The organism is Solibacillus sp. FSL K6-1781, assembly GCF_038630735.1.
GTDB lineage: Bacteria > Bacillota > Bacilli > Bacillales_A > Planococcaceae > Solibacillus > Solibacillus silvestris.
On record NZ_CP152038.1, the window covers coordinates 250,781 to 263,593 of the forward strand.

A 12,813-nucleotide genomic window follows, 5' to 3' on the forward strand; every position below is an offset into this window, starting at 1 on the left:
TTATTTGGAAATAAGTTTCAAAATTAAATAAATATTTTGTGGTAAATTACAACTTGAAAAGGTTCCTGCCACCTTATTAGACAAGAACCTTTTTGCTACTCTAAAGTGAGCGTTCCACTATATGTCGTTCCTTTATCACGGCCGGCTTCACAATAAAACTCGGTTGTTTTAATTGTCTTATTAGTAAGCCGTTCGAATTCGATAACACATCGATCACCATCCGCTGTTTTGGATAACCGCGCTTTTGTATCGGTTGTGAATGTCGCTGTTCCTTCAATCGTGCCGGACGCCCAGCCGTCATACGTATAATAGGTCAATTGGAAACCGGTTTTCGTACTATTAGAGATTGTTAATACACGCCCTTTTGAATCAAGGTCCCCTTTACCGTAAGTATGAAAATACGTATACTCGCCATTCCAAGATTTATTTGGCTTCTTGTCGGCAGTAGGGGACCAGTTTGCACCTGTGCGCAATGATTTATCAAGCATATTGCGGGCGGAAGAAGCACGTTCATAAAGCGGGCTATTACTAGCAAAGCTTTCTTCTGCCATGTCAGAACGATAAAAGAAGTTTTTATTTTGCATGTTATAGAAAAACAGAACGAGCTGAGCACGTGTTAAATTATTTGTTGTACCGAAAAAATGCAATAAATTAGTTTGTTCATACTTTGCGTTTTGTCCGTTAGAAATATCATGATCCAGTAAAAAATGGATTGCTTTATTTAAAGTCGTTTGTCCATCCGCTATATAGGCAATCGCCTGTGCAACAGTTCCCCGTTTTACAGCTGCACCTCGAATACTGTTATGGAAATAGCCGTTTAAAGGTACTTGATAGGCGGCAAGCGTATTATAGTTTGCATCGGATGGAATCTCTTTCTTTGTGAACTTATCCAGTTCTTCCGAGACAGGTTCCAAATCAAAATAGCTAACTAAAATTTGAGCAAATTGTTGTTCTGTGACGGGTTGGTTTGGACGGAATGTACCGTTAGCATAGCCGTTTATAATATTAAAATCATATGCCCATTTAATTGCGTCATACGCATAATGGTTTGTCGGGACATCTTTAAACACTTGCTTCGCTGCCACCGGGTTGGTTGGAGAAATAAAAAAAGACAGCCCTACAATAATAGAGATAATTGTGAAGTAGAAGCGTTTCATAAAAAAACCTCCTCTTTATAATTGGATTATTTTTACTTTACCACGACTACCTCCAGTTTCCACTTACTTTTTATTCTAAAATATGGGATAAGAGCCGATATAATAGATATGGTATATAAAATGAGAATAGGTAGTGATCCATATGAATAAATCAAAGTTAATGCTAGCTGCATTGGCCGCAATCCCGGTAAGTATTGGGATGATAGGGGAAGTAGAGGCAGAGGGGGCAGCTGCGCCTGATATTGTCGCAGCAGATAAAGTCAGAGAAATGATTCAAACGTTAAACGACGAGTCGACGCCTATTGAAATCAGTGCAGCACGAAAAGCATATGAAGCATTAAACAGCGAGGCGAAAAAGCTAATTGAGAAACAAGTAGTTACAAACCTTGAATACTTCGAAAGCCGGTTAGCTGTTCAAAAGGCACAAGCTGAAAAAGAAGCGAAAGTCGTGATGGACCGGATTAATCGTATCGACAAAATGAAATATACAGAAGCACAAATTAAAAGTATACGTATGGCGTACAATGCTCTAAGTGACCTTGCGAAGTCATCTGTAATAAACCTCCACATTTTAATTGACGGCGAGAATTATATTATTTATCAAAATACTGTTGTGAAACAGGCAAAGATTGATGCCAACGCATTTGATATATATATGAACGATATTAGCCGCAGCTCGACGACACATGAAATTGCGAGAGCTCGGTCACTATACAACAACTTATCGGCAGAAGCGAAAAGACATGTAACAGCTTTGGAAAAGCTTGTTCGTCTTGAAACAATGTGGAGAGATCCATATTATATTGAGCTTGTGTATACGTACTATCCTGATTATATTCATGAAATAAAGCCGGGCGGAGTAGTCATCGAGAAGCCGGCATATGATCCGCTTTACATTCCGGATGATTCAGCAAGTACAGTTGTGACAACAATTCCGAAAACAGCAACTTGGTCAAACTATGAAACGATGACCTATCAAAATGGCCGCTACACAACACAAATTACCACTTCTCAAGTAAAAAATATTACAGATCGGAATATGCGTTTAAAAGCGGGAGATATTGAAATCATTATTCCTACATCGGAAATAAAGTCTTCTACAGCTACAGTCGGTGTGTCTGTAAATGTAGCCAATAATCAGCTTCACATCCAATTTACAGAAGGAAATCGTGCAAAAACTTTTGAAAATACAGTAGAAGTTCATGTTCCGGTCTCTAAATTAAAGGCGAATACTTCACAAGTAATTCAACGTGTTCTATCAACTGGTACATCACCGGCATCATTTAAGGTAGATGGCTCGAAATTCATTATCCGTACAGCCACAGGTGGTACATTTAAAGCAGCGAATAGCAGCGTTATTTATACGGATATTCCAAACAATGACCAAGGACGTGCAATTCGAGAGCTGGCAAAGCGCGGCATTCTATTTAATACGAAAAGCCGTCTAGTTCAAACCTATAAACAAGTAAGCAAACTCGATGCAGCGATAATGATTGCATCGGCACTGGATTTATCAAGTAACGCCAAATCGAAATATCTGGATATAGCAAATGCGCAGCAATTAAAACTAGTCCAGGGATTATTGGAAGCAGGCATCATGAGTGGTGCAACATCGAGCCGTTTTACACCTAATGCTTCGGTGACAAAGAAAGAAGCAGCCATTATTATTGCCAACATGTACCGCTATTTAAATCAGGATTTGGCGAAAGTATACAATGAATTAAACATTAGCTATACGGATATTGCAAACCTGACATTTGAAGCGCGTCAAAGCATTGCAATTCTAGAGCTGTTTGGTGTTGTCGATGGGCAAGGTCCATTTAGTCCTGAGAAAACATTATCACGCGGCGAGTTTGCCGAACTTATTTACAATGCGTTAATATCAATTGACTACCTATAAAACTCGTAAACCTATGATTTTCTTTCAAAATCATAGGTTTTTTATAGCGAATAATTAGCAGCAAATGGTTAATCGCTAAGCTGAAAACGGAAAAATCTGTCGGAACTTCTGACAATTCCTTTACAAATACGGTATAATTAACTACTACAGCACACATGCACAAAAGGAGTTTTCGCATGGTCTATTTATCGATGATTTTCTTCAAAATTGTTGCACCGATTTTAATTTTACTTATTATAGGTGCTATTTTACAGCGCAAGTTTCAGTTTAACCTTAAAGCATTATCCCACCTCATTACATACTGTTTCATGCCGGCTGCGGTATTTATCAATATTTATGAAACATCTATTGAAATGAGCGTGCTTGGACAAATTACGATTTTTATTATTTTGTTTATCGGTGCGCAAATGCTGTTAAGTCAGCTGCTCACAAAGTTGTTAAAACTTGATAAAAAGGAATCGGCTGTTTTTAAAAACAGTGTTGTCCTTATAAACTCCGGTAACTATGGGATCCCGGTTGCACAAATGATTTTCGCAACCCAGCCGATCGGGGTAGCGATTCAAGTTATTCTTGTTATTTTTCAAAATATGACGACGTATACATATGGCTTGTATAATTTAATCTCATCAACAAAATCAGGATTAGCGATTGTCCGGGACTTTTTGAAAATGCCGATCGTTCATGCGCTAATTATTGGTGCGGCATTAAATTATTTTAGTGTACCGATCCCGGAAACGTTTAGTATTCCGCTGGAGCATATTGCAGACGGATTTGTGGCGGTTGCACTTATAACATTAGGTGCGCAGCTTTCTACAATCGAAATGCGCTCGATGTTCAATAAAACGATTTTTGTCAGCTGCTTTACACGATTAATAGTCGGCCCTGCAACAGCACTTGTTATTATTTTTGCATTGGGTCTGGACGGAGTAGTGGCACAATCGCTATTTATCGCAAGTGCATTCCCGACATCAAGAAACAGTTCCAGCTTAGCACTTGAGTATGATATTGAATCGGCAACAGCTGCCCAGACAGTACTGTTTTCAACGATTATCAGCTGTTTAACCGTGACGGTTGTTATCTATTTATCGACAATTTTATTTGTATAGAGAAGGGCTGCAGTAAAAGTAAATTAAACTTTTACTGCAGCCCTTTTTGCATATAAAAAACCGCAAGTATCCCCTCAGATACTTGCGGCTGTAAGCGATTATAGTTGGATATCAATAACGCTTTCGTAATCTAGTAAACACTAAATTAATGAAAAGCTAGTGAATTTAACAATTTGAGCAAGAAGCTAAATTCATAGAGTACATCTTAGTACATACTTACCGTATTAGAGTATGGGTTTGAAAGGTCCATACCATCTAATGAAAGACCCATTGCCTTCGCTACACCTTCACCATATGCTGGATCAGCTAAGTAGCAGTGTAAAATGTGACGACGTTTGATGAATTCTTCAACACCGTGCATTTCTGCAGCAGTTGTTTCGAATAAACGTTGTTGCTGTTCCGGTGTTTGAAGACGGAATAATTTACCTGGTTGCTCGAAGTAGTTGTTGTCATCTTCACGGAAGTCGTAGATGTCAGCTGGACCATCAAGAGCTAATGCAGGGTCTTTATATTGTGTTTGACCTTGTAATGCGCCATAGCTATTTGGATAGTAAGTAATTGCTGAACCACGGTTTCCATCAGCACGACCTTGACCATCACGGTGATATACCATGAATGGGCATTTTGGTGTGTTTACCGGAATTTGGTGGTGGTTAACGCCTAAACGGTAACGAGTTGCATCTTGGTAAGCGAATAAACGAGCTTGTAACATACGGTCTGGTGAGAATGAAATACCAGGTACAACGTTTGATGGAGCGAATGCAGCCTGCTCAACATCAGCGAAGTAGTTTTCCGGGTTACGGTTTAATTCGAACTCTCCAACTTCCATTAATGGGTACTCAGATTTGTACCAAACTTTTGTTAAGTCGAATGGGTTGTCCTTAGAGTTGCGCGCTTGCTCTTCAGTCATCACTTGAATGTACATTTTCCATTTCGGGAAATCGCCTTTTTCGATTGAATCGAATAGGTCACGTTGTGAAGATTCACGGTCTTTACCGATAATTTCAGCAGCTTCTGCACCAGTCAGGTTTTTAATACCTTGTTGTGTACGGAAGTGGAATTTCACGTATACACGTTCGCCAGCTTCGTTGATCATTGAGTAAGTGTGAGATCCGAAACCGTGCATGTTGCGGTAACCTGCTGGAATACCACGGTCAGACATTACGATTGTTACTTGGTGTAATGCTTCAGGTAATGAAGTCCAGAAATCCCAGTTCGAGTTACCGTTATGCATGTTTGTTTTTGGATCACGCTTAACAACGTGATTTAAATCCGGGAAGTGTAATGGATCACGGAAAAAGAATACAGGCGTGTTGTTACCAACCATATCCCAGTTACCTTCTTCAGTGTAGAATTTTAATGCGAAACCGCGAATATCACGCTCAGCATCAGCCGCACCGCGCTCACCTGCTACAGTTGAGAAACGTGCGAACATTTCTGTTTTCTTACCAACTTCTGAGAAAATTTTTGCTTTTGTATATTTTGTGATGTCATGCGTTACAGTAAATGTACCGAATGCACCAGAACCTTTTGCGTGCATACGACGCTCAGGAATTACTTCACGGTTAAAATTCGCTAATTTCTCAATTAGGAATACGTCTTGTAATAAGATCGGGCCACGGCGACCAGCTGTTTGCGAATCATCGTTCGATACTACTGGAGCACCAGTAATTGTTGTTAAACGTTCGTTTGTCATGTATAGTTCCTCCTAAATCTTTTTGAAAAACTCTTCATAAATAATATAACAAATCTAAATCATAATTTCTACTAGATTATAATAATTCTTTTTAAGGAATCTTTATATTAAAGAACTGGTTATTATATATGGATATTAATGAAAATTCCGATAATATAGTTTTCTAGTAAATTATACCTTTTTCCGGCTTAGAAAGATAAAGATTGCTCCGCATTTTTGGTCAATAATCACTTCTTATTTGTTTATCGACAAATATGGGTAGTTCTTCTATTATTACCTATATAGTAGAGGCAATTACTTTACGAAAGGACATAGGCATGCAACTAACATTAACTTTTATTATTTTAGCAGTTACGATTCTTCTATTTACGACGAATCGATTGCGGGCAGATCTTGTCGCAGTAATGGCGTTATTATCATTTGTCATATTAAATATTTTGACTCCCGCTGAAGCGCTGGCAGGGTTTTCGAATTCTGTCGTCATTATGATAGCAGGACTATTTGTTGTCGGGGCAGGTATTTTAAGGACGGGTCTTGCAGGAATGGCAGGAAACCTTCTTTTGAAATGGTCGGGGGATAATGAGCTCCGTCTCTTCATTTTGCTTCTTGTCATTGTCGCAATTGTCGGGGCGTTTATGAGCAATACAGGTACGGTTGCATTAATGCTGCCGATTGTAGTTTCGATAGCAATCAGCATCAAAGTAAGCCCGTCCAAATTTTTAATGCCGCTTTCGTACATTGCGAGCATGTCGGGGCTGATGACATTAATTGCATCGCCGACAAACCTGATTGCTTCGCAAACACTCGTTGATCACGGCTTTGAAAAACTAGGATTTTTTACGATAACTCCAATCGGAATTATCGCAACGATTACCGTCATTATTTATTTAGTATTAGTACGCAATGTGCTGTTGCCGAATGAGGATAACCGTTCGCAATCAAGTGCGGGGTATAAGCTTTCTCCCAAAAAAATTGCCAAGGAATATGATTTACATGATAAATTGTTCCGCGTTGTCGTAAGCGAGCATTCGACCATTTCGGAACAAAAGCTTGCTGATTTGAAACTTCCGGCAACCTACCATATTTATATTATGAAAATAAAACACGGTGCTGTGCAGGAAGGGCTTAATTTACGACCGATGACGTACCAGGAACTTGCCGGTCCGAATAGTGTTATTCATATAGGAGATGAATTGTATGTTCAAGGATTTGCCGATGATGTAGCACGGTTTGCCCATGATTTTGCGTTGACGGTTCAGCCGTTCGAAGATCATGCAAAAGAGCTCGTCACGAAAAAAATTGGTGTAGCGGAAGTATTGCTAACACCGCAGTCACGTCTTATTAAGGAATCTGTCAGTAAAATCGGGTTCCGTGAAAAGTACAATTTAAATATTCTGGGAATCAACCGTAAAGGTGACTACTTATTGAAAAACATGGCCGACCAGAAGCTGCGTTTTGGAGATGCGATTTTAGTGCAGGGAACATGGGATGAAATCGAGCTGTTGTCCCGAGAAACGCATGATGTTGTCGTAGTGGGGCAGCCACGCGAGTTAGCGGGAGCAATTACAGCAAACGGAAAGGCTCCGATTGCTGGTATCATCATGCTGCTGATGATCGGACTCATGGTATTTGAAGTGTTTGACGCCGTAATTGCTGTATTAATCGGGGCCGTTCTTATGATTATTACAGGCTGTCTGCGCAATATGGATGATGCTTACAGCAAAATGAACTTTGAAAGTATTGTGCTCGTAGCGGCAATGCTTCCGATGGCGACAGCACTCGAGAAGACAGGGGGAATGACGATTCTCGCGGAAGGGATTATCAGTTTGCTCGGAGATTTCGGATCATATGGTGTATTGATGGGGATTTATTTATTAACAGTTGTTTTCGGGCAATTTGTTAGTAATACTGCGACAGCGGTACTGTTTTCGCCGATTGCCATTACTGCAGCACTTGCTATGGATGCGAACCCGTATACATTTATGATAGGGGTAGCAACTGCTGCGAGTATGGCATTTGCGACACCGATTGCATCTCCGACAAACTCTCTTGTATTAACAGCGGGCGGCTATAAATTTATGGATTTCGTCAAAGTCGGTGTTCCATTACAGGTTATTATGTTTATCGTCATGATGATTGCAGTACCGTTGCTGTTTCCATTTTAGTCGGTATAAAGGAGGTATTTGAATGGGATTGTCATTCAAATACCTCTTTATTTTATTGTAACAGCCTGTACAATTTTATTTTCCTGTACGCCTAAATCAATGACACCATCTTCACTTTTAATTTCAAGGCGCATCACATCACCAGGCTGTAAATAGCCGTTATCTTTTTGAGAATTGTAGAACGCCTCTATTTTTTCTTCATAAGGGATGGAGTTATCATAAATGATTCCTAAAATCTCAGCATTCAGACGTAGACCTACACCAGCAGGAGTACCTGTTAAAACAAGGTCACCAGTTTTCAAATCAAAAATACTCGACATTTCGGTTAATGTTTCAGTCGGTTTAAACAATAGCTGATCTGTTTTCACCTGTTGGCGCGTTTCACCATTTACAGATAAATGGAGCTCTAGCCTTTCTAAATAATCAATTTCGCCGTCTTCCAGTAAATAAATATACGGTCCAGTAGGGCAGAAGCCGCGGTAGCTTTTTCCTTTAAACCATTGTTGTTCAACTATTTGTACATCCCGTGCGGAAACGTCATTCGTAATAACGAAACCTGCTATATAATCTTTTAAATTATGCTCCGTCACTACAACCGCTTCCGTTACATCCTGCTTCATAATAATGCCTAGCTCAATTTCATAGTCGAGTAAGCGAACATGTGCAGGGCATACGATATTTGCTGTTGCAGAAGTTAACGTACTTGGTGCCTTAGTAAATAGTAGATTGTATGGCGGCTTTTGCTGTGAAAAACCGGCTTCCACACGGTGTGCGCTGTAGTTTGTACCCTGACAGTAAATGTTTGCATCATCTGTTACAGGCGAAAGAATGGTAATGTCAGATTGATTGACGATTTGACCTGTTTGTTTGGCAGTAACAACATCCTTCATACCCGTTGTTAAAATATCCCGTAATGTTCGGTAAGAACCGTTGACTACATAAAGTTCATCCTCTAAAACACCCCATTGAATCGCATCATCTTGCTGAAAGCGTACTAATTTAATTCCCATTGAAAGCCCTCCTTAATAATAGATTACCGTCATTTTATTTTAAAATTTTGGAAATAGTTAGTGGTTAATTAATGGATTTGCGATAGAAAATCAGTAAAAATTAATGAAAGTTTCCCGCAGCATCCTAGGAATGCGAATGGTGCGTTGTTTTAAATATCGGCTTAATTAATTGTTGATAATAGTGGTCAATTTCCATTGCCTGGAGATGATTTGCCTCCTGTATCCAGTAGTGATCCAGTGTAAGTAAAGTGGCACGTAAATGTTCAATAAGTAATTGTTCAGGGATGTTGAGGTTAGTTGTAAATTGCATGGACTTTAAATCTAGAGCAATCGCTTCATACATTAACGGTTCAATGAAGTCTTTCATCGTTTTTGATTTTCTTGTTAATTCGGTAGCAATATGTAAAGCATGCACCTGTTTTAGCTCAGCAGAGATACGAAATGGTTCGTAAATACGTTCGACAATCGAATAGTTCATACGTTGCTTTGTTAAAGCGCGGTATAAATATTGAAACAGGGCAAATTTATCCGAGAAATGGGTGTAAAATGTTGTCCGGTGTATGATAGCCTGTTCACAGATTTCATTAATGGTAATCGATTCAAATGAACGCTTTTGGTTATTTAGTAAAGTCATTAAAGCACTACATAATAAATGCTTCGTACGATTTTTAGATGTAATCATCTACAATTCCTCCTGAAATGTATAATTTTTCTACAAATCTATTAATTTGATTCTACCTTCATGTCCCTACGTCCATATATATTTTATAGAGGGAGGGTAACCAAAATGAAATTACAAAACAAAGTAGCCATCGTAACGGGAAGTACATCTGGTATAGGAAAATATGCCAGCATTGCACTTGCAAAAGCAGGTGCGCGTGTAACGGTAACCGGCCGTCGTAGTGAAAAAGGTGAACAAGTTGTACAAGAGATTAAAGCAAATGGCGGTCAGGCAATTTTTGTACAAGCAGATATGATACATGAAGAAAGTTATGAATATTTAGTCAATGAAACATTACAAGCTTTTGGTCAGATTGATATTTTAGTGAATAATGCTGGTAATATCATTGAAAAGTCATTTTTAGAGTTAACGAAAGATGATTTTCAACAATTCATTACGTTAGACGGTTATGCATATTTTCGTATGATGCAAGAAGTCATTCCACATATGAAAAACGGCGGTAGTATTATTAATGTGACTTCACTTGCAGCAATTAATACGATTCCAACCCATTCGCTGTACAGCTTTGTTAAGGCAGGGGTAACACAAATGTCAAAAGGGGTAGCCCAGGAATTTGCCGGACAGAATATACGAGTCAATTGTTTGTTGCCAGGAGCTGTAGATACGGAAATGGTAGCGGGTAACCCAAACAGTGATTTTATCCGCAGCCTAATTCCGATGCAGCGTTTTTCAACACCTGAAGAGCAAGCAAACATAATAGTATTTTTAGCATCTGATGACTCATCTTACATGACGGGTTCGTCCATCGTTGCGGATGGCGGAGTCCGTGGAATATAAAAGGAGGCAGGAAACATGTTAATTGAACAGAAAGTTGCAATAGTAACAGGTGCAGCAAACGGTATGGGAAAAGCAACTGCCCAGCTTTTTATTGAACATGGTGCAACGGTTGTGCTCGTTGATTATCAGGAGCAACAAGGAATTAAGACCGCGCAAATGTTAGGATCGAATGCATATTATTTCAATCCAGTTGATATCACTAAGCCAGTTCAAATTCAGCAAGTAGTACAAAAAACGATTGCCAAATTTGGCCGTATTGATATTTTAGTTAACTGTGCTGGAGGTGTAATGTCGCCAAATGGTTCGTCCAGCAATATTGATATGAGTGAATGGCAGGCAATGATTGAGTTGAATTTAACTGGAACAATGAATGTTATTATGGAAGTACTTCCTCATATGAAAGAGCAGAAAGCGGGTAAAATCATTAATTTATCATCTCTTGGTGCATTAAATCCATATGTTCCAGTACTTCATTATCATGCTGCCAAAGCTGGAGTTGAGTCGATTACAAAAAACCTCGCCTTTGAATTGGCAAGTAAGAATATCCATGTAAATACAATTGCACCCGGCCCGATTTTAACACCATTTTGGGATAAATTGATGCCACCGGGTGAAGAGCGAGAGGCAATGATTACCGAGCTTGCAAAAAAAGAAGTACCGCTTGGTCGAATTGGGCAACCGGAAGATATCGCCGGCGTCGCACTGTTTTTGGCCTCTTCTTTATCCGACTTTGTAACAGGTCAAAAAATTAATGTCGGGGGAGGCATAGGGAACATAATTTCCATGAATGGTACCTTTACAAACTCACCGGGCAACAAAGAATTTGCAACTTGAAAATTTTGTGTGAAATAGATAGAAAGGTTGTTCAATAAGGAGCCCTCCTTAATTGAACAACCTTTTATGTTGAGTAATTTTATGCGATTTCTGTCTGACCGTCGGTATCGTTTACTGTTACAGGTGATTTTCTAACTGTTATAATCGCCCAAACAACCGCTAAAACAAATAGACCGATAGAAGCGACAAGCAATGTAGATCTTCCGCCTTCCAATCCAAAAATGCCTAGAACAGTTGCAAACATATAAGGGCTCACAATACCGCCTAAACCTTGACCGGCTGCAGCAATCCCGACGTAAGAAATCCCTTTTGCTAAATTGGATAGCTCAGAAACACGTGCCAACACACCTGGAATCACAATTCCCAAGCCCATGCCGCCAAGGACACTTGCTACAAAAATCATTGTTAAGCTGTCCACTGTTGAACACCATAAAATACCTGTAGCCGTAAAAAGTACACCTATTGGAACAATCAGATTAGGCAACATCGAACGCAGTTTACCAAACATGAAGCCCGTTATTAATGTACCTGTTGTAAAGAGTGAAATTGCCAATCCGGCTTCCGTTGCATTCCCTAAGCCTTCAGTTTGAACAATAATAGAGATATTTGTTACATAACCAAAAACGAAAGCAGAAAAAATGATCTGTCCAATTGTAAAGCCGTAAACTGTTTTAGGTGCTTTAAATAATACATCTTTAATTGACGCATTTGGTACATCCTGTTTTTTCGGTTCCGGTAAAAACATGAACGTAATAGCTAAAATCCAAATAGGGAATAAGTACACTAGGAATCCATAATTCCAACCGTAAGCGTCTGCCAGCATACCACCAACTACTTGGAAGAAGATTGCTCCAACACATGCGATTGTCGATGTACCGAATCCGATCAGGAAATCACGCTCACGGCCATCAAAGAAACCAGTAATAATATCAATGGATAAAGGTAAAGTGATACCAACACCAAGGCCTAAAATACCACGGAAAACAATAATTGCGAATAGATTGCTTAAGAAGAATGGCATGATTCCGCCAATGATAAATAAGATTAACCCGGTCGTTAATAATGCACGCTTTGAAAATTTATTCGCTAGCTTACCATAGAAAAGGGAAGGAAAAATTTGAAGCAACCCGGGTATTGTCGCAATTAACATAACAGTAGTAGGGCTGAACTCCGGGAAGGCTACAATAAGGTCTGCCATAATCGATCCAGCTACACCAGCAGCTACGTCTTGGAAGGCAATCAGGACAATTAAAAACTTTAAAAAACCTCTGTTGGATGTTGGAAACATGAAATACCCCCTAATTTTTTATTTATTTGGAACTTAAAAACACAGCATGTTGTGCAAAATACCCCCTCAATCGATTGAATATTCAGATATTATCATGTAAGCCCTTTCACAGGAACGATAATAATTTACGGAAAAGTA

10 protein-coding genes are annotated in these 12,813 nt (G+C 39.3%); 5 read left to right on the plus strand and 5 right to left on the minus strand.

Annotated elements, in window-relative coordinates:
* Positions 1 to 95: 95 nt before the first annotated feature.
* Positions 96 to 1,157, minus strand: a complete 1,062-nt coding sequence (locus tag MHH37_RS01265) for an S-layer homology domain-containing protein (protein ID WP_342574664.1) — start codon at positions 1,155 to 1,157, stop codon at positions 96 to 98.
* A gap of 142 nt (positions 1,158 to 1,299) precedes the next feature.
* Here MHH37_RS01265 and MHH37_RS01270 point away from each other — a divergent pair, with 142 nt between their 5' ends.
* Both MHH37_RS01270 and MHH37_RS01275 read left to right on the plus strand, forming a co-directional pair.
* Positions 1,300 to 3,057, plus strand: a complete 1,758-nt coding sequence (locus MHH37_RS01270) for an S-layer homology domain-containing protein (RefSeq protein WP_342574665.1) — start codon at positions 1,300 to 1,302, stop codon at positions 3,055 to 3,057.
* A 176-nt stretch (positions 3,058 to 3,233) separates the two neighbouring features.
* Positions 3,234 to 4,163 carry an AEC family transporter gene (locus MHH37_RS01275; RefSeq protein WP_342574666.1) on the plus strand — a complete coding sequence of 310 codons (930 nt, stop codon included), beginning with the start codon at positions 3,234 to 3,236 and terminating at the stop codon, positions 4,161 to 4,163.
* 205 nt (positions 4,164 to 4,368) lie between these two features.
* Here the strand turns inward: MHH37_RS01275 and MHH37_RS01280 are convergent, their stop codons facing one another.
* Positions 4,369 to 5,859: a catalase gene (locus MHH37_RS01280; RefSeq protein ID WP_342574667.1), complete on the minus strand. Its 1,491-nt coding sequence runs from the start codon at positions 5,857 to 5,859 to the stop codon at positions 4,369 to 4,371.
* A gap of 317 nt (positions 5,860 to 6,176) precedes the next feature.
* Here MHH37_RS01280 and MHH37_RS01285 point away from each other — a divergent pair, with 317 nt between their 5' ends.
* Complete coding sequence (locus MHH37_RS01285) at positions 6,177 to 8,024, plus strand: SLC13 family permease (RefSeq protein WP_342574668.1); 1,848 nt, start codon at positions 6,177 to 6,179, stop codon at positions 8,022 to 8,024.
* A gap of 47 nt (positions 8,025 to 8,071) precedes the next feature.
* Here MHH37_RS01285 and MHH37_RS01290 read toward each other — a convergent pair whose 3' ends face one another.
* On the minus strand, positions 8,072 to 9,034 hold the full coding sequence (locus MHH37_RS01290) for a fumarylacetoacetate hydrolase family protein (RefSeq protein ID WP_342574669.1): 963 nt from the start codon (positions 9,032 to 9,034) through the stop codon (positions 8,072 to 8,074).
* A gap of 124 nt (positions 9,035 to 9,158) precedes the next feature.
* On the minus strand, positions 9,159 to 9,716 hold the full coding sequence (locus MHH37_RS01295) for a TetR/AcrR family transcriptional regulator (protein WP_342574670.1): 558 nt from the start codon (positions 9,714 to 9,716) through the stop codon (positions 9,159 to 9,161).
* Positions 9,717 to 9,821: 105 nt separating this feature from the next.
* Here MHH37_RS01295 and MHH37_RS01300 point away from each other — a divergent pair, with 105 nt between their 5' ends.
* Positions 9,822 to 10,553 (plus strand): SDR family oxidoreductase, encoded by a 732-nt coding sequence (locus tag MHH37_RS01300; RefSeq protein ID WP_342574672.1) that lies wholly within the window; start codon positions 9,822 to 9,824, stop codon positions 10,551 to 10,553.
* A 15-nt stretch (positions 10,554 to 10,568) separates the two neighbouring features.
* Positions 10,569 to 11,387: an SDR family oxidoreductase gene (locus MHH37_RS01305; RefSeq protein WP_087617046.1), complete on the plus strand. Its 819-nt coding sequence runs from the start codon at positions 10,569 to 10,571 to the stop codon at positions 11,385 to 11,387.
* Positions 11,388 to 11,466: 79 nt separating this feature from the next.
* Here MHH37_RS01305 and MHH37_RS01310 read toward each other — a convergent pair whose 3' ends face one another.
* Positions 11,467 to 12,675, minus strand: coding sequence for an MFS transporter (locus MHH37_RS01310; RefSeq protein WP_339263540.1), 1,209 nt, complete (start codon positions 12,673 to 12,675; stop codon positions 11,467 to 11,469).
* Positions 12,676 to 12,813 lie beyond the last annotated feature (138 nt).